This window comes from Xanthomonas sp. MUS 060 (assembly GCF_000963215.1).
In the GTDB taxonomy this organism is placed as follows: Bacteria; Pseudomonadota; Gammaproteobacteria; order Xanthomonadales; family Xanthomonadaceae; genus Xanthomonas_A.
On sequence record NZ_JZIM01000006.1, the window covers coordinates 62968 to 80929 of the forward strand.

Annotated in this window: 15 protein-coding genes; 7 read left to right on the plus strand and 8 right to left on the minus strand. The window is 63.6% G+C overall.

Translation table 11 applies throughout. The features are described 5' to 3' along the window. Positions 1–20: 20 nt before the first annotated feature. Positions 21–566, minus strand: a complete 546-nt coding sequence (locus XANALMUS060_RS08520; RefSeq protein ID WP_045738033.1) for a hypothetical protein — start codon at positions 564–566, stop codon at positions 21–23. 147 nt (positions 567–713) lie between these two features. On the opposite strand from XANALMUS060_RS08520, the gene XANALMUS060_RS08525 reads away from it, so the two are divergent. Then, positions 714–956, plus strand: coding sequence for a DUF3297 family protein (locus XANALMUS060_RS08525; RefSeq protein ID WP_045738034.1), 243 nt, complete (start codon positions 714–716; stop codon positions 954–956). A gap of 126 nt (positions 957–1082) precedes the next feature. On the opposite strand, the gene XANALMUS060_RS08530 is transcribed toward XANALMUS060_RS08525, so the two are convergent. From XANALMUS060_RS08530 to XANALMUS060_RS08550, 5 genes are all read right to left on the minus strand, one after another. After that, positions 1083–2720: a Na+/H+ antiporter gene (locus XANALMUS060_RS08530; RefSeq protein ID WP_045738035.1), complete on the minus strand. Its 1638-nt coding sequence runs from the start codon at positions 2718–2720 to the stop codon at positions 1083–1085. A 686-nt stretch (positions 2721–3406) separates the two neighbouring features. Beyond that, entirely contained in the window at positions 3407–3880 is a 474-nt protein-coding gene (locus tag XANALMUS060_RS08535; RefSeq protein ID WP_152640442.1) for a hypothetical protein, read from the minus strand. A gap of 507 nt (positions 3881–4387) precedes the next feature. Further along, a complete protein-coding gene (locus XANALMUS060_RS08540; RefSeq protein WP_082064985.1) occupies positions 4388–5881 on the minus strand; it encodes a UdgX family uracil-DNA binding protein in 1494 nt (497 codons plus the stop codon). Positions 5882–6014: 133 nt separating this feature from the next. Beyond that, positions 6015–7259: a putative DNA modification/repair radical SAM protein gene (locus XANALMUS060_RS08545; protein WP_045738037.1), complete on the minus strand. Its 1245-nt coding sequence runs from the start codon at positions 7257–7259 to the stop codon at positions 6015–6017. A gap of 99 nt (positions 7260–7358) precedes the next feature. Next, complete coding sequence (locus XANALMUS060_RS08550; RefSeq protein WP_045738038.1) at positions 7359–8153, minus strand: class III extradiol ring-cleavage dioxygenase; 795 nt, start codon at positions 8151–8153, stop codon at positions 7359–7361. A 142-nt stretch (positions 8154–8295) separates the two neighbouring features. Between XANALMUS060_RS08550 and XANALMUS060_RS08555 the strand changes: the two genes are divergently transcribed. From XANALMUS060_RS08555 to XANALMUS060_RS08580, 5 genes are all read left to right on the plus strand, one after another. Beyond that, positions 8296–9204, plus strand: a complete 909-nt coding sequence (locus XANALMUS060_RS08555; RefSeq protein WP_045738039.1) for a LysR family transcriptional regulator — start codon at positions 8296–8298, stop codon at positions 9202–9204. Between the two features lie 107 nt (positions 9205–9311). After that, on the plus strand, positions 9312–9881 hold the full coding sequence (locus XANALMUS060_RS08560) for a flavodoxin family protein (RefSeq protein ID WP_045728667.1): 570 nt from the start codon (positions 9312–9314) through the stop codon (positions 9879–9881). 188 nt (positions 9882–10069) lie between these two features. Further along, on the plus strand, positions 10070–11065 hold the full coding sequence (locus XANALMUS060_RS08570; RefSeq protein ID WP_045738040.1) for an aldo/keto reductase: 996 nt from the start codon (positions 10070–10072) through the stop codon (positions 11063–11065). Between the two features lie 64 nt (positions 11066–11129). Beyond that, on the plus strand, positions 11130–11831 hold the full coding sequence (locus XANALMUS060_RS08575) for a glycosyltransferase (RefSeq protein WP_045738100.1): 702 nt from the start codon (positions 11130–11132) through the stop codon (positions 11829–11831). A gap of 205 nt (positions 11832–12036) precedes the next feature. After that, on the plus strand, positions 12037–13188 hold the full coding sequence (locus tag XANALMUS060_RS08580; RefSeq protein WP_235430419.1) for a GGDEF domain-containing protein: 1152 nt from the start codon (positions 12037–12039) through the stop codon (positions 13186–13188). A gap of 163 nt (positions 13189–13351) precedes the next feature. Here XANALMUS060_RS08580 and XANALMUS060_RS21930 read toward each other — a convergent pair whose 3' ends face one another. Both XANALMUS060_RS21930 and XANALMUS060_RS08590 read right to left on the minus strand, forming a co-directional pair. Further along, entirely contained in the window at positions 13352–14314 is a 963-nt protein-coding gene (locus tag XANALMUS060_RS21930) for an EAL domain-containing protein (RefSeq protein WP_343122972.1), read from the minus strand. Next, on the minus strand, positions 14292–16628 hold the full coding sequence (locus tag XANALMUS060_RS08590) for a PAS domain S-box protein (protein ID WP_235430421.1): 2337 nt from the start codon (positions 16626–16628) through the stop codon (positions 14292–14294). Before XANALMUS060_RS08590 ends, XANALMUS060_RS21930 begins: the two co-directional genes overlap by 23 nt. Positions 16629–17230: 602 nt before the next feature. On the opposite strand from XANALMUS060_RS08590, the gene XANALMUS060_RS08595 reads away from it, so the two are divergent. Next, entirely contained in the window at positions 17231–17848 is a 618-nt protein-coding gene (locus XANALMUS060_RS08595) for a hypothetical protein (protein ID WP_045738043.1), read from the plus strand. Positions 17849–17962 lie beyond the last annotated feature (114 nt).

Genomic DNA, 17962 nt, shown 5'->3' on the forward strand with positions numbered 1-17962 from the left:
GATCCGGCACATTCCATCCATCAAAACGGGTCGCTGCCTGGGCGCAGATCGATCCCGAGTATCGCGGCCAACCGCTGCATATCCTGGTCATCGCGGCTGCGTGCCATCCAGCCGGCACGGAACGCGTTGCCGGTGTCCCAGCACCAGACGCTATAGCCATATTCGCGCAAGCGCTCATCGGCCAGCGTCAACAGCGACACGGCATCGTGGCGCTCGAAAAAATCCTCGTCATCGACGTCGCCGCCCCAATCGATGCGCAGGTTCCAGCGCGCGGCCAATTCATCAATCGCCCCGATCAGTGCCTCGCAATCGTTGCCGTCCACGTAGAAACCGGCGCTCCAGTCGATCGCGTCCTTCAGCACCCATAGCCAATCCTGGCCCGCGCGCTCAGTCTCGCCAGCAAGTTCGCGGTAGGCATCGAACTGACGCAGCGCGCTTTCTTCGTCGCCGGGATTGATCAGCAGCAGCAGGTTCCAGATCAGCCCCTGCTGGGTGTCCGGGTCGTCCTCGTCCACATCGCCGAACGCGTCCTCGGGGTCTTCGTAGTCGGCACTGTTATCGGGCATGGCGGTGCAATCGGCATCACGGGACGACCAGTGTGCCGTGCCCGACGCGGCGACGGAAGCGCAACGAAGCTCGGCAACGGCGTCGCGAGCATTTATGCTTCGCCACCGGAAGACGGCGCTGTCCGCCGCCACACGTCAACTCATCCGATGTCCGATACGCCCCCCGATCACCTGGCCCTCAGCCCGCACAGCCCATTCCACAATGCCCAGGCGCTATCGCGCGGCGTCGGCATCCGTTTCAATGGGGTGGAGCGCGACAACGTAGAAGAGTATTCGATCAGCGAAGGCTGGATCCGCGTGCAGGTCGGCAAATCGCGCGACCGCCGTGGTAATCCGATGACGATGAAGATCAAGGGCACCGTCGAAGCGTACTGGCTCCCAACCAAGTAAGACGATGCGCACGCGGAAAAACCCACCGGCCACGCCGACGAACCGCGTCGGCGTGCTACCGGCCTCCAGGCCACATTCGCAACCAATCCGTTCGCGCGGTTTACCGCTCCGGCACACCGGAGTCGTTCAACTCTTGCGCCGGGCTTCCAGCAGATCCAGGTTGCGGATCAAGCGCCGCGCGATTTCGTCGGAAACCTTGCGTTGACGGGTAAGCTTGAATAATTCCTGACGTTCGGCCTGCAGGCCGGCATTGCGCAACTGCCGCACGACGTTGTCCAGGCGTCGCGCCTCCTCCGGATCGCTCTCCATCGCATCGCCATGGTCGAGATGGCGCTGATACAGCATGCTGACCCGGTTGGCCGCTTCGTTGTAGAGATCGGCATGTTCGCTGTCCTGTACCAGCCGCTGACGCAGTTTCTCCACCGCCGCCAACGCGGCACGCGAAGATTCGCGTCGGGCCAGATCCTCTTCCAAACGGTCGCTGGATTCTTCGGGTAATTTCAGGCCGCGTAGTAGACGCGGCAACGCCAGGCTGGCGACCAACAACGAGGTGACGATCACCGTGCTGGCTAGAAAGATCGCCAAATCACGCGTCGGAAATGCGGCACCACTGGGTAGCGCCAACGGCAACGTCAGCACACCGGCCAGGGTGATCGCACCGCGCACCCCAGCCAGCGACGTCGCTACCACCACGCGCCACGGTGGACTGCGTCGGTGCTCGCCACGGCGCCGCGCCTTGAGCAAGTTCCAGCGCAGCGAGAGCCATACCCACAAAAAGCGCAACAGCAACAGGCCGATGTAAATCGCCAGCGCATAACCGAGCAACCACCATGGATTCAGGTGCCCGGCCTCGTCGATGTTGTGCATGGCGCCCTGCACGATGCCCGGCAACTGCTCGCCGAGCAGCACAAACATGATGCCCTTGAGGGTGAACTGGACCATATCCCACACCGCCGAGCGCTGCACGCGCATGCTCCCCGGGGCACGGCCGCTCAACTCCACGTAACTCATGCTGATACCGGCAGAGACCGCGGCGAGAATGCCGGAGGCATTGATCGACTCGGCCAACAGGTAGGCGGCGAACGGCAGCAGCAAGTTGACCAGGATCGCCGCGCCCGGCTCCTCGCCAACGTGTCGCCAGATCCAGCGCTGCGCCAGACTGGTACCCAGAACCACCACGACCCCGGCCGCCACGCCGACCAAGGCCACCCACAGGAACGTCAGCGAGGCAGCGGCAAGCGAAAACGTACCGGTGATCGCCGCAGCCACCGCGAACTGGAAACAGACCAGGCCAGAGGCATCGTTGAGCAGCGATTCGCCTTCCAGGATGTGCATCAGCCGCCTGGGGATCGGCGCGCGCGCGGCAATCGAAGACACCGCAGTCGGATCGGTGGGTGCCACCACCGCAGCCAGCGCGAAAGCCACCGCCAGCGGCATCGTCGGGATCATCCAGTGGATCAGGCAGCCCATACCGACCACGGTGAAAACCACCAGCCCCAGCGCCAGTTCCAGGATCGCGCCCTTGTCGCGGAACAGCCCCTGCTTGGGAATGCGCCAGCCGTCCAGGAACAACAGCGGCGGCAGGAACAACAGGAAGAACAGTTCCGGCTCCAGCGCATAGCCCTTCTTGAACACGCCGGCGATGATGGCCCCCAAGCCGATCTGCACCAACGGCAAGGGCAACGAAAACGGCAACACGCGCACCAGATAGCCGCTGGCGACCACCGCCAACAACATCGCCAAAACCACTTCAATCGAATGCATGCTCGTCCGGGCGGCGCCGCGCGGCGGCGCCCCCCATGAATGGGGGAAACGGCAAGCAAAGCGCAACACGGCGGCGATGTCCAGTGCTGCGGTAGGCGGTTGGACGCAAATGCCTCGACCACGCCCCGCAGCCGCGACGCATGACCTCGGCACGGCCTGCAAAAAGTACAGGCCAAAGTGTGTGGGCGTCGGTCATTTTCACAGGACGCAAGCCAGGCATCGGTTGCTCCAGACCTGATCGGCGAGCATTTCGCCACAGTGCTGCGGTAGGCGGTTGGACGCAAATGCCTCGACCACGCCCCGCAGCCGCGACGCATGACCTCGGCACGGCCTGCAAAAAGTACAGGCCAAAGTGTGTGGGCGTCGGTCATTTTCACAGGACGCAAGCCAGGCATCGGTTGCTCCAGACCTGATCGGCGAGCATTTCGCCAGGGCCTGTACGTCCATGCCAAGCGGCGCCTCATCGCATGTTTTGCGACAGCTACACGCTCGATGACAGCGGTGCAAGGTTGCCGCTATTTGCTGCAACGTACCGACAGGCGATCAAAGGATCCGCCTCTGAACGCCCCTGCTGCGCAGGCGCGCCCAAAGGCGGCGATCATTCATCCTGGCTTCTGCTGCGCGGAGCCGCATCCGTCCCCCGACATCTTCGTGCGAGCAGACGCCACGGCAGACGCCAGCGCCGACTACGTGTTGTATTCCTCGAACTTCTTTCCCTTGCCCGTCGCCGTGCTGATGGTCCATATCTGCGTGCAATAGGCGCGGTTGATATAAATGTAGCCGCTACGCTCATCTACGTCTTGATCGAGGCTTTCGGCATAGCCCCTTTGCTTGGCCAGAAATAGTGCGATTCCCTGCTTGCCCCTATCGCCCTTGATTGGAGTGATGAGCACGGCAGCTCCGCTTTGCTCCCAGGTATCGGGGAGGTCCATTTCGAAGCAGAGCCAAGCATCGCCTTGCGTTGCTTTCAGACCCAACACGCGCGCCACGGGGCTACTGTTTTCGGCGAGCTCCTGCGGCGAAAGGCGCGTGACATAGCACGCCGTCGGCTTGCCTTCCGACTGATCCTGCGCGCTCTCGATGAATTCCCAGCCCTTCCTGCCGCCCAGCCGCTTTACCTTGTCCAGAATCGACATCGGACCGTAGTGGTAGTACTTCATGCCATCCTCCATTTCTGCGATTTGATCGTGCGGTTGATAGGCACGCCCCCGACATCCAATCAATGGCTGAGGCCGATCACGTTGTGTCGGCGAGAGCCTGCGGCATCCATGTGATTCAGATGCACGGCTTGTCATCGGGAAGACAGTGCGAACACAGGATCGGCGCCAAGCGCTGCAACGTCGAGCGGACGAAACCTGATTTATCGCAACTCCCCACCCTATCCGCCCAAGCAGACACACAGGCGCGGCCATGACCAAGCAAGCAGGGATGGCGCTTGATCGGCCGGCGGCCCCTGTGTCCAGATGTGCCTTTCCGCTCGACGGGTTCGCTACGGAAACGGGCGCGTTTTATCGGCGGATGCTCTAGCGCAGAAACAGCCAGACGAGACCCTGCCTTCGCCGAGGCGTCGACGCCACGTTGCGCAGTCCCTACCCACTTCGTGTGACTGCGCTTTGTGGAAAAATCGACACGCGCCGCAGCTCCCCACACACCTGTCCAGATCGACCTCAGGCACCGGAAATGGTGTCATCAACGGCGGTGCACCGCTCACTCGCCGCGCCCTGTGGATGTGTTGTCATGCGGGGAGTGCTCGGATCCTGCGCCAACGTGTGCAGATCAGCGACGAAACCGCGATAGGCGGCCTCGCCCGCCTTGCTGCCGCGCTGACGCAACACCCATGACGGATGCACGGTGACGAGGACGCGGGTGCCATCGGCCAAGGTCTGCCACTGGCCGCGCCGTGCCATCCGCGCAAAGCTGCTGCCGAGTACCGCATGCGCCGCTGTCGCCCCGAGACACAGCACGATGCGTGGACGCACCCGCGCCAACTCGCCGGCCAGCCAGATGCCGCAGGCTTCTACATGCGTGCGTTCGGGCTTGCGCTGCAGCCGTGCCTTGCCGCGTTGCGCGAAGCGGAAATGCTTGACTGCATGGGTCAGGTACAGGCCATCGCGAGCAATGCCGAGTTCTTCCAGCGCACAGTCGAACAAGCGCCCGGCCGGGCCAACGAACGGCCGCCCGCTGAGGTCTTCCTCGTCGCCAGGGTGTTCGCCCACCACCATCACTGCGGCGGTCTGCGGTCCCTCGCCGAACACGCTCTGCGTCGCCGGTTGCCACAACGCACAGCGACGGCGCGCGCGCGCGGCCACACGCAGCCCGTCCAAGCTGTCATCGGCGAGGACGGCCGGTGCCGGTGACGCCGCCGGGATGCGCCGGCGCACCGGCACCGGCACGCGTTCGGCCATCTCGCGCACGCGCGGCCCGGCATCGCGAATCAGCGCCGGCAGCAATTGCGCTTCCGGCAGGTTCTTCCAGTATTTCTGCGGCATCTCTTGGCGCATCATCGTCGGATTGAGTCGCGCCGGGTTGAAGATGTTGGCGTAGTAGGTGCGCCACAACGTCTCCTGTGCATCGTCGGCCGGCACATCGGCACGCTGCGCGCCCAGGCCGAACTGCAACGCGCTACCGTCCCAGCGCACGCTACGGTAGGGGGTGAGAATCGCCCAGCGCATCCCGGCGAAACGACGCGCGAAAAACGGGGCGATGCGATCAACGATGTAGTGCTCCGGCTCGAACCAAGCGACGTAGGCATCGTGCTCGCCTGGCACTTCGCGGAAGCGCACGAATGCCTTCATCTTGTGACTTCCACGGCGCACTGCCTGCGCCCACTGCTGTGCGCGATGCACGTCGGCATCGGTCACCCGTTGCAGTAGCGTGCGATCACCACCGGCAATGCGCCACAGCAGGCGGTACAACAGCGCATGCCGCTGTGGATCGCGATGACACAACACTGCGCCAGCAAGCGCCAGGAACTGCGCCGACACCCGCGGCGGCGGCACCCTCGCCGACAGTCCAGCCAACTCTGTGCCCGCCAGCAAACAGCCCTGCGCATCGCCGTTCCACAGCAGTAATTCCGGCGTCACCTGCGCACACCATGCCGCCCGCGCCGCACCGCGCCACGCCTCTAGGCTCCATGGCGGATGTATCTCAGCCTGAAACACCGCGCTGCCCGCGCACGCCTACAACAGAACCGGCACGCACGACACACGTACCTCACCACGGTCATCGCGATGAGCGTCGCTTGCGCCCTTGCCACAGCGCGAAGTCGGCAGTTGCAACGCGCGATGATTGTTCTCAGTCAAACAGGCCACCCTGACGCGGCGGTGGTGCTAACTGCGCGCGCAAGCGCTGCGGATCGTCCAACCGCTGCCGCGGATGGTGGTCGAGCACGCTGACGAACGGCAGCAGCTTCTTCAACGGCACCCGTAACCGTGCCAGGTCCTCGACCCGCAGCCGCGCATGCCGCCGCGCCAGCAGCAACCGCTCAACGTTACGTGCCCCCAAGCCTGGCACGCGCAACAGCAATTCGCGCGCGGCGCTGTTCAAATCCACCGGGAAACGCTCCGGATGGCGTAGCGCCCAGGCCAATTTGGGGTCCACGTCCAGATCAAGCATACCGCTGGCTGTGGCCGGCGCAATTTCTTCCACCGAAAAGTCGTAGAAACGCAGCAACCAGTCGGCTTGATACAAACGATGTTCGCGCTGCAGTGGCGGGGCCTGCAACGGCAGTATCTTGGAGGCATCGGGAATCGGGCTAAACGCGGAGTAGTAAACCCGTCGCAAACGGTAATTGCCATAAAGATTGTGGCTAGTGCGCAAGATCGCGCGGTCGTCGGCGCCATCGGCCCCGACGATCATCTGCGTGCTCTGCCCGGCCGGGGCAAAACGCGGCGTCTTGGCGCGCCGCCGCGGTGCGCTCTGGCGTGCCTCTTTATCTTCCTCGATCCGCCAACGCAGCTCGCCCATCGCCGCGCGAATGCCACCGACACTCTTCTCCGGCGCCAGTTGCGCCAGACCGCGTTCGGTCGGCAACTCAACGTTGATGCTGAGCCGGTCGGCATAGCGACCAGCGGCGGCCAGCAGTTCCGGCGCCGCATCGGGAATGGTCTTGAGGTGAATGTAACCAGCGAAGCGATGCTCCTGTCGCAACTGCCGCGCCACCTCCACCAACTGCTCCATGGTGTAGTCGCTGTTGCGGATGATGCCGCTGGAAAGGAAGAGACCCTCAATGTAATTACGCTTGTAGAAATCCAGCGTCAGCTTGACCACTTCGGCAGGAGTGAAGCGCGCACGGCGTACATTGCTGGAAACGCGATTGACACAGTAGGCGCAATCGAACACGCAAAAATTGGTCAGCAGCATCTTCAACAGCGACACGCAACGCCCATCTGGCGTGTACGAATGGCAGATGCCCATGCCTTCGGTGCTGCCGATACCACCGCTGCGCAGCGAGTGACGCGCAGCGGCACCACTGGAGGCACAGGACGCATCGTACTTGGCTGCGTCGGCGAGCACGGCGAGTTTATCGAGGAGGTTCACTGGTCAAGGATGCCCGGCCTGAGTCTCACGCTGTGAGACTCAGGCCGGAGGCAGCTTGCATTGCAATGAACCGCTCAGCTCGACCGTGCGCGGCGGCGTTCAGGCAGACGCGCCGTCGAAACGATAGATGTCCATCGCCAACAGCCCGGCGTCAATGCCGGCATCGATGCGCTGCGCGCCCAGACCGACGGTGCCGGCCGCTCCCATCGCCACATAGATCGGCAACCAATGTTCGTCGGTGGGATGCGCGCGCTCGGCGAATGGTGCCTGACGACGGTAGTCCAGCAGCGCCGCCAGGTCGTCGCCGCGCAGCGCCTGCTCGGCCCATTCGATGAACGGACGCACGTAGTGCAGCTCTTTCCCCTCGGCGTAGCGACCGAGGTCGTGCAAGTTGTGGGTGATGCTGCCCGAGCCGATCACCAGCACGCCATCGGCACGCAATGGCGCCAGCGCACGTCCCAAGGCCAGATGGTGCGCCGGGCCCAACTGCGGCTGGATCGACAACGACACCACCGGGATGTCGGCCTGCGGATACAGCAGCGACAGCGGCACCCACACGCCGTGATCCAGGCCACGGCTCTGGTCCATGGCCGGATGCAGGCCCGCGCGCTCGAGTAACTCGGCGACGGTCTGCGCCAGTGCCGGCGCACCCGGCGCCGGATACTGCATCGCATACAGTGCGTCGGGAAAACCGCCGAAATCGTGGATGGTCTGCGGTCGCGCCGCAGCGCCGACCAGCGGCTGCCCGCCCATCCAATGCGCCGAGGCGATCACGATGGCGCGTGGTCGCGGCAGGGTTGCGGCCAGTTCCGCCAGTCGGGTCCCGAGCAGACCAGGCTGCAAGGCGGTCATCGGCGAACCATGGGAAATGTAGAGCGAAGGCAAACGGACCATAGGCAGGTTTCCAAACTTGACTAGACACCACAGCACCGCAAGGGCGCGGGGGCGGCGCGCGCTTGCAGTACCGCAGGGTATTCCCGCGCATGTGCGAAATAAATTACCCTCAAACCGACAATCCATATCAGGAACAGCAACAATGGATACGCTCGAGGCGATGCGGGTGTTCGTCGCCGTGGTCGATCGCAACAGCTTCAATGCCGCCGCCGACGCACTCGGTATCTCAACCGCCAGCGTCACCCGCCAGGTCGCATGGCTGGAGCAGCGGCTGGGGTCGCGGCTGCTCAACCGCACCACCCGGCGGGTCAGCCCGAGCAGCGTCGGCACCGCGTATTACCAGCGCTGCCAGCTGCTGCTGGCCGAGTTCGACGAGATGGAAGCGGCGGTCGGCGAACAGGCACTGACCCCATCGGGCACATTGCGGATCAACGCTCCCTTCAGCTTCAGCATCGCCCGACTGGGGCCGCGTCTGGCCGGCTATCGCGCGCGCTATCCGCAGGTCGCGCTGGACCTGTCGCTGTCGGACCGGGTGGTGGACATCGTCGAGGAGGGTTTCGATCTAGCGATCCGCATCACCCGACAAGTGGCACCAACACTGATCGCACGCAAGCTCGGCGAGGCACAGATGCACCTGTGCGCCGCACCGTCCTATCTCGCGCGTGCCGGCACCCCGCGCCAACCCAGCGAGATCGCCGACCACGCCTTCCTTAGCTACAGTTACATGCCGCTGGACACACTGCTTCTGCATGGCCCGCACGGCGATACCCAGGTCCGAGTACACGGGAGTCTACGCGTCAACAACGGCGACATGCTGCGCGAAGCGGCCATCGCCGGCATGGGCATCGTGCTACAACCCGACTTCATGGCCGAAGCCGCGCTGGAAGATGGACGCTTGGTGCGGATCCTGCCCGACCATCAGTTCGGCGCAATCGGGGTATACGCTGTCTACGCCAACCGTAGCCACCTGGCACCGAAAGTACGTAGTTTCATCGACTATCTTGTCGATGTCGGCATCGAGCGCGACATGCGCATCGCGCCGGACACGTGAGCGGCACGCCCCGGTCGAACACAATATTCCGCCAGTAGCACGCATGGCGACCAACGCGGATGCACACAATACGCGTGTATTCCGCCTTCACTCTCAGGAGTCCAACGATGAGCAAGATCGCGATCATCTACTTCAGTGGCTACGGCCACACCGCCAAACAGGCCGAGGCCGTGCATGCCGGTGCCGCCAGCGTCGGCGAGGCCACGCTGTATCGGATCGACCAGGACGGCAACCTACCCGACGGCGCATGGGAAGCAATCGGCCAGGCCGACGCCATCGTCTACGGCAGCCCCACCTACATGGGCGGCCCGGCCTGGCAGTTCAAGAAATTCGCCGACGCCAGCTCCAAACCCTGGTTCACGCAGGCATGGAAGGACAAGATCGCCGCCGGCTTCACCAACTCGGCCTCGGTCAACGGCGATAAGTTTTCCACCATCGCCTATTTCTGGACGTTGTCGCAGCAGCACGGCCAGCTCTGGGTCGGCACCGGCGTGATGCCATCCAACACGAAAGCACACGGTCCCGACGATGTGAACTGGACCGCCGGCTCCGGCGGTGCGCTGGCGATCTCCCCGGCCGACGCATCGCCGGACGAGGCGCCACGCCGTGGCGATCTGGAAACCGCACGCCTGCTCGGCAAGCGTGTGGCCGAGTTCGCAAGCAAGCTCAAAGGCTGAGCACGTCACCGACGGCGCATCGCGCCGCCGTGTTCGAACGCGGCGTGGCGGCCTGCCGGTCCACGCTGGCAGCGCCACCTGCGCATTGGCCGTGCACGGGTAGACGCTGTGCATCCACAGCTTCGGCACCTGCTGTTCGCGCATTGTCCTGACGCAACGCCACGATCCCACGCAAGGAGTACGTTCGCATGCAAACCCGCACCCTTGGCCGCAATGGCCTTCGTGTTTCCGCCCTCGGCCTGGGCTGCATGGGCATGAGCGCTTTTTACGGAGGCCGTCGCGACGACGCTAGCGCGATCGCGGTGATCCATGCCGCGCTCGAACGCGGCGTCAACCTGATCGACACCGCCGACATGTACGGCCCCCACACCAACGAAATATTGGTCGGCAAGGCGCTGGCCGGACGCCGCGAGCAGGTCGTGCTGGCAACCAAGTTCGGCATCAAGCTGGACCCGGCCAACCCCGCCGCACGCAGCATCGAGGGCAGTCCGCAGTACGTACAATCCGCCTGCGAAGCCAGCCTGCGCCGCCTGGGTGTGGACCACATCGACCTGTACTACCAGCACCGAGTGGATCCGAACGTGCCGATCGAGGACACCGTGGGTGCCATGGCGCGATTGGTGGAACAAGGCAAGGTGCGCTTCCTGGGCCTGTCCGAAGCCGCTGCCGCGACCATCCGCCGCGCCCATGCGGTGCACCCGATCACCGCCGTCCAGAGCGAATACTCGCTTTGGTCGCGCGATCCAGAGCACGATGGCGTGCTCGACACGGTCCGCGAGCTGGGTATCGGCTTCGTGCCCTACTCGCCGCTGGGCCGTGGCTTTCTGACCGGCGCGATCGGCACGCCGGAGGATTTCGAGGCCGACGACTACCGCCGCCATTCGCCGCGTTTTCAAGGCGAAAATTTCGCCCGCAACCTGCAACTGGTGGAGCAAGTCCGCCGCCTGGCCGTGGCCAAGGGCGTGTCCCCCGGCCAGTTGGCGCTGGCCTGGGTACTGGCGCAAGGCGAGGATCTGGTGCCGATTCCGGGGACCAAACGCCTGGCCTACCTGGAGGAAAACCTGAATGCACTGCAGGTGAGGCTCGACGCCGAGGAACTGGCACAAATCCAGGCCATCTTCCCGGCCGACGCCGCCGCCGGCACCCGCTATCCGACCGCCATGATGGCCACACTGCAGGGCTGAACCCGCGCCAATCCAGCAGCAGCGCGCGATTGTCAGCGCCGTGCCGGCATCGCATCATGTCCAGGTGATTTCGTTCATCGTCCCCGCACACGACGAAGCCGCCCTGATCGGCGATACCCTGACTTCGCTGCACCTGGCCGCGCAAGCGTTGCAGCTGGAGTACGAGATACTGGTCGTCGCCGATGCCTGCTCCGACGACACCGCGCAGATCGCCCGCCGGCACGGCGCGCAGGTGCTGGAAGTGCAGTTACGGCACATCGCCGCCACACGCAATGCCGGGGCCGCCGCCAGCCACGGCAATCACCTACTGTTCGTCGACGCCGACACCCAGGTCAATACGCCGCTGCTGGCGGCCGCATTGCGTACCCTGCACAGCGGTGCAGTCGGCGGCGGCGCGCGGGTCCACATGCTCGGGGACATCGCTTGGCACGAGCGACTGGGGCTGGCCGCATTCGGCTGGCTGTTCCGCTGCACCGGCATCGCACCCGGCTGCTTCATGTTCTGCACACGCAGTGCATTCCTTGCCGTCGGGGGCTTCGACGAGCGCTACTACGCTGGCGAGGACGTGGCGTTGAGCCGCGCGTTGGCACGGCACGGACGCTTCGTGATTCTGCGCGAACCGGTGTACAGCTCCGATCGCAAGCTACGCAGCTTCAGCAAGAGCGAACACCTGGCAATGCTGCTGCAACTGCTACGCCACGGACGCGGCATGCTGCGTTCACGCGAGGGACTCGACTTCTGGTACGAGCCGCGCCGCAGACGCTGAGCGCACCGCCAAGGTTGCCGAGGCAGAGATAACGACAGTGACAGAGAGTCGATGCCGACAGACCAGCGCATCCCCCCGAAGACCAAGCGAGTCAGCCCTTTGGGGCCTCCAAACTACCCTATAATCGACCTCATTCTGAATCTTCTCGCAGCCGCGGACTGGGACACCTGTGGAATGGATTGGGCATCTGGTCAACGCTAGCACGTTGTTGATCGTCAACGCGTTGCTGGCGGCTGTCTCCTCCCTGATGTTCCTTGCCCTGTACCTGACCGATCGCAAGGCAAAGCGAGTCAAGGGGCTACTCATGCTCAGCGTGAGTTATGTCGGATACGCCGCCGGCTTCGCGGTGATTCTGCTGCCGGCGTTCGGCATCAACTTCCCACATGTAAGCATCTTGGGCAACCTCATCCTCGACGTGGCCACCCTACTGGTCCTGTTCGCGGTCAGCGCCTATCTATGCCAGCCACTGCTGCAATGGTGGCTACTGCTTCCCGTCGCGGCGATCGGTATCACCGAGGTTTACTTACTGCAAAAATCCAACCACGACTATTTTGTCATGGTGATCTTCGGCTGCAGCCTGCGCGGTCTGCTGACGATCGCCACCGGTGCCATGCTCTGGCGCCACGGCAGAAAGATCTCATGCATGGCAGCACGTTTCACCGCCATCTTCCATTTTCTCTGGGCGCTGATGCTATTGCTGCGCATCGGCTGGTGGTGGACGCATCCCGATGTGAATGTGAACTACGACCCTACCTCGACCTTCGGGCTGCTCTCGCGCATGGTGCTGACCTCCATCATCACGCCAGGGTTTCTGTGGATGCTGACCCATGAGATGAACGACGAATTGATGCGTCATGCCTCGCAAGACGCGCTCACCGGGGTCGCCAATCGACGTGTCATGTGGCAGTACGGCGAATCCAGAGCACAGGACGCCCGACGTAAAAGCGAACCGGTGGCGGTACTGATGGTCGACGTCGACAATTTCAAAGCCATCAACGATCGTCATGGCCATGCCGCAGGCGACATCGCCCTTGTAACGATCGCCAATTTAATGTCACAGCAAATCCAGCGCCCAGATATGTTGGCACGGATCGGCGGCGAGGAATTCATGGTACTGGTTCCCCATGGCAACGAAGCGGCTGTACACGCATTGGCCGAGCGCCTGCGGTGCACCATCGAATCGCAACCGGTTACTGACTCATCTGGCGACACACTGACGTGTACTGTGAGCATCGGCTACTGCATTTCCATCCAGGCGCAAGCCGAATGGCAAACGCTGGTCGTGGCCGCCGACCAGGCGCTGTACACCTCCAAGCGCAACGGACGCAATCGTGTGACCGGGACGGTCCTCAACTGAGCGGCGAACAAGATCGACGCATGCGCTTACGGCAATCGTCCTGTCTGCCCCACCATCTCGGCATACGCGATGCTTCGCTCTGGCTGGATCTACTCTCCAAGCCGCCACCTGGTCAATTGAGCGGCACAACCAATGTCACTGACTGACCATCACCGCGTCGACCTCATGCCGGGACTGCACCGAGCGTTTGCAGCACCTGCTCCAGCGGTGCTGGGCGCCCGAGCAGGTAACCCTGCACGCTGCCGCATCCGCGTGCGCGCAGCCACTGCAATTGCGCTTGGGTTTCGACGCCTTCGGCAACCACTTCAAGCCCCAGGCTGCGGCCCAGAGTCAGCAACGCATCGCAGATCGACGCATTGCGCGCATCGCCATCCACGCCGTCGATAAAGCTGCGGTCGATCTTCAAGGCATCTAACGGCAAATCGCGCAGATAGGCCATGCTGGAAAATCCGGTACCGACATCATCCAACGCCACTCGCACACCCAGCGCACGCAACTGCTGCAACACTTCGCGCGCCTGCTGCGGCTGACGCATCAGGCTGCTCTCGGTCAATTCCAGATGCAAGGCATCCACGCCCAAATCGGCATCAGCGCATGCCTGCACCAAGTCCGCGACCAGATCGCCATCGAAGAATTGCAGTGCCGACACATTCACCGCCACTGGCAAATCCGACCAGCCATGCCGCACCAGCTCGCGTCGCGCCTGCGCCGCCATCCGCATGACCCAGCGCCCCAGCGGCAGGATCAGGCCCGTGTCCTCACACACCTGGATGAACTGGTCTGGCGGAATGAAGCCGCCATCGGCCTGCGGCCAGCGGATCAGGGCTTCGAGCACGCGCGGCGCACCACTGTCGGTATCCATGATCGGCTGGAAGTACAACACGAACTCCTCGCGTTCGATCGCCTCGTGCAAACGTCCGGCCAGACGCAGACGTTCGCCGATGCGCGCGGACATGGACCGATCAAAGCGCAGCATGCTGCAGCCATCGGCCTGCGCCGCATGCGCGGCCTGCGCGGCGCAACCGATGGCTTCCTCTGCATCGACGGCATCGTGCGGGCACAACGCCACGCCGATATGCGCCTGCAGTTGCAAACTAAAATCGCTACCCTGTACCGGCGCCGACATTGCCTCCAACAGCGCCTGCAACGCCTGCTCCAGCGCCTGCGGGTCCAGTACCGCCAGCACGAAATCCCTGGATGAACTGGTCTGGCGGAATGAAGCCGCCATCGGCCTGCGGCCAGCGGATCAGGGCTTCGAGCACGCGCGGCGCACCACTGTCGGTATCCATGATCGGCTGGAAGTACAACACGAACTCCTCGCGTTCGATCGCCTCGTGCAAACGTCCGGCCAGACGCAGACGTTCGCCGATGCGCGCGGACATGGACCGATCAAAGCGCAGCATGCTGCAGCCATCGGCCTGCGCCGCATGCGCGGCCTGCGCGGCGCAACCGATGGCTTCCTCTGCATCGACGGCATCGTGCGGGCACAACGCCACGCCGATATGCGCCTGCAGTTGCAAACTAAAATCGCTACCCTGTACCGGCGCCGACATTGCCTCCAACAGCGCCTGCAACGCCTGCTCCAGCGCCTGCGGGTCCAGTACCGCCAGCACGAAATCCTGTGAGGGCTGGTGCGCGGTCAGGCCGAAGCGCTCACCCAGGCCACGCAGACGTTCGGCCACCACGCAGCGCACCGCATCGCCGGTCGTCCGCCCCAGGGTATCGCCGATCAGCGCCAGCCCGCGCAACTGCACGTAGGCGATCGCATAGGCTTGGCACGCATGCACACGCAAGGCCTCGGCCAATGCGTGCGGATTGAACAGCCCGGTAGCGACATCGTGACTGGCGCGAAACGCCAGTTCGCGCTCGTGTGCCAGACGCTGCGTGACCTCTTCGGCAAGAATCAGCCGCGCTGGCATGCCGGCAAACTCCAGATCGGAACTGTGGACGCACACCGACAACACACTGCCGTCCTTGCGCCGATGCGTCCATACGTCCGGCGCGCTAAAGCCCGCGCGCGCTGTCCGCACATCGCACAGCAACCGCAAGGCATCCTCGCGCGGATGCAAATCGAGCAGGCTCATTTCCAAGAATTCATCGCGACTGTAGCCATAGTGGCCGATGGCGGCCTGGTTCACTTCCAGGAAGCGCAGACTACCCACCGCAAATACCCAATATGGCAGCGGATTGCGATCGAACATCAAACGGAACTGACGCTCGGCATCGAACAGGCGCGCCTGCACCGCGAGCCGCTCGGTGACGTCCTGCACCGCACCGGTCATGCACAGACCCTCTTGCGTTTGCACCAGCGCGCCGCGCGCGGCCAACCAGCGCACCCGGCCATCTGGCATGTGGATGCGATACGCGGCGTTGTATTCGCCATGGCTATGCACCGCATCTTCGTACAGTTGCGCCACCCGCATGCGATCTTCGTCGTGTACCTGTGCCAGGAACTCATCCAGGCTCAGCTGCATCCGCTGCAGCCCGAGCATCGCCACAGTGGGTTCGGACAACGACATCAAACGCCGTTGCGTATCGATGCGCCAGGTGCCGATGCCGCCCATGTCGCATGCCAAGCGCAGCTCCTCGTCGCCACGACTCAGCCGCTGCAGTAACTGGCGCTGACGACGTTCGGCGCGACGCAGGCTCCCAAGCAAATAAGCGAAGCCGAGCAAGTAGAGGACGTAGGCTGATGCAGCCGTCGCAACGAACCACCACCAGCGCACCAGCGTCTCGCGCACACCCAAGCCGGCCACCGCGCGTAATGGATATGCCTGCCCTCCACTGATCGCCAGCATTCTTGGTTCGGCGTCGAAAACATCGGTGCGCATGCCCAGCGCAACGCGCTGCGGCAATCGCCCAAGCAGTGCCGACCGCAGCCATTGCTGCATATCGACACCTGGACCGCTCACGACCAGCGGCACGCCCTGTGCATCGATCAGTGCGACCACGCCATCGGCTCCGATGTCGACATCGCGCACGATGTGTTGCAACGCGGCTGCACGCAGTTGCCCCACAATCCAGTTTCCGCCCGCCGACGATACCGCGATGGGTAGCACGATCTCGCTGTCGGCCAAACGCTGCGCCGGCCCGACGCACACCTGGCTGCCACCGCAGTGCACGCGCGTGGTCCACGTGGGCAGTTGCGGATCGCCAGCGCCTCCGAAACGTCGCTGCCCCTGAGCATCGAGCACCGCCACCGCGCGCAACTCCGGATGCCGCATCAGGAGTCCGCGTAACGAAGCCTCGATCAAGCCCGGCGCACGCGCCGGAGCATCGGTCAGAAATGTCTGTGCGCTCACACCCTGGCCGCGCAGGGACCGACCGAGATTGGTCAATTCCATCTGTAGCAGATCATCGGCGCTGGTCGCCAAGGAGAGACTCTGCCGCTGCACCGCAGCCAGCCGGTTATGGTGATCCTGCGCCAATAACAGCACCATTGCGCATGCAAATATCACAGCCAAAGACGCGCCCCAGACCACGATCGCACGCAATGGCGCGCGCACGATGCGCCGCAGGCTGTGTCCAAAACGTAGGTCTTGCTTCCTGTCAGCGATCAAAGTGTGCGGCATTAAGATAGGAAGCGGCGTTGGTCCGGCATACAACGGCCGCAAATTGGGTATCTTGACCGCGCGTAATACGCCTGTGTTCAGTCATGTAAAAAAGACTTCACGGCCTGTCCGCTCACGGCAACCGATGTGCCAACCCTCATCACCAGATTCAATAGGGCGACAAAAGCGCTGCACGGGCACGCAATCTCTCGTCGGCACTCCACCCTCATCGTCGCCGCGCCTGAGGATGCGCTGCAGATCCTGCGCAGGATCTAAGGGTCGGATGGACCAAGCAGCAGGTTAAGCACGCAATGCAGCGATCCGTACCAATGGGCGTGGACACTCTGTGATGACGCGATTAGCCAAAGACCAGGCGCTACGCCCATGTGCGGTCGCAGCATGCCATTGCCGGCCACTGTGCTAGAAAGAAGGCGCTTGAAGATCGCAAACGACATTCCGCTTCCGTCACCGCATCTACCAAGGAGCCTGTCATGATCGCTTTGTTCAAAGGGTTGGGGTTACTGCTCGAAGACAATGCGCTGCACCAGCGCTCGTTTCCCGAACAAGTCGCGCACTGGCAGCACAAGAGCGAGGCACAGCTAAACGAGGAAGTCGCGCTGCTGGCCAAGGCCAAGCAACAATGGTTGGTGGCGTCGATCATCGGCTGGCAGGCGATCTCGCTGATCCTGCTCGGCGTGATCACCGCGCAGTTGTGGCAGCACGACTATCACTTGACCTTCTCGCGCATCGTCATCGTCTTCTCCTCGTGGGTCGCGATCCTGTTCGTGATCTGGTTCATCGCCAACATGTTCGACCGCACCGCCGGTTTCGAGCGCTGGCTCACCGCATTCAATAGTCGCGAGCGGCTCTCCGCCGACGCCGATACCGTGGAATGCGTCGCCGATGCACTGAACATGGCGCGCAAGTATCCGGAGATCCTGGACTACAAACGCGAGGTGGTGGCCAATCGCCAATTGCGCCACGAGGACATCCGGATCATGCGCGAGATGGGCCGTATCCGCTTGCATGCCGAATTGGTCGCCTCATTGATCCAGTTCGAAGGCACGCCGCCCGGCGGCCACAGCGGCGTGTTCCGCGTCGCCAGCTAGCCCGGCCACAACCGACCTACACGGCTTGCACGCGCTGCGTCGGCACGATCACGCTGGATGATGGCGTGCGACCGGCCATCGCAGCAGTCGCCGCACACAAGGCGTATCGATCGC

Coding starts and splice junctions, on each gene's coding strand:
- XANALMUS060_RS08535 (WP_152640442.1), bottom strand. CDS start 3,880: ATGAAGTACTACCACTACGGTCCGATGTCGATTCTGGACAAGGTAAAG.
- XANALMUS060_RS08550 (WP_045738038.1), bottom strand. CDS start 8,153: ATGGTCCGTTTGCCTTCGCTCTACATTTCCCATGGTTCGCCGATGACC.
- XANALMUS060_RS08560 (WP_045728667.1), top strand. CDS start 9,312: ATGAGCAAGATCGCGATCATCTACTTCAGTGGCTACGGCCACACCGCC.
- XANALMUS060_RS08530 (WP_045738035.1), bottom strand. CDS start 2,720: ATGCATTCGATTGAAGTGGTTTTGGCGATGTTGTTGGCGGTGGTCGCC.
- XANALMUS060_RS08555 (WP_045738039.1), top strand. CDS start 8,296: ATGGATACGCTCGAGGCGATGCGGGTGTTCGTCGCCGTGGTCGATCGC.
- XANALMUS060_RS08520 (WP_045738033.1), bottom strand. CDS start 566: ATGCCCGATAACAGTGCCGACTACGAAGACCCCGAGGACGCGTTCGGC.
- XANALMUS060_RS08595 (WP_045738043.1), top strand. CDS start 17,231: ATGATCGCTTTGTTCAAAGGGTTGGGGTTACTGCTCGAAGACAATGCG.
- XANALMUS060_RS21930 (WP_343122972.1), bottom strand. CDS start 14,314: ATGTCGGCGCCGGTACAGGGTAGCGATTTTAGTTTGCAACTGCAGGCG.
- XANALMUS060_RS08590 (WP_235430421.1), bottom strand. CDS start 16,628: ATGGTGCTGTTATTGGCGCAGGATCACCATAACCGGCTGGCTGCGGTG.
- XANALMUS060_RS08525 (WP_045738034.1), top strand. CDS start 714: ATGTCCGATACGCCCCCCGATCACCTGGCCCTCAGCCCGCACAGCCCA.
- XANALMUS060_RS08570 (WP_045738040.1), top strand. CDS start 10,070: ATGCAAACCCGCACCCTTGGCCGCAATGGCCTTCGTGTTTCCGCCCTC.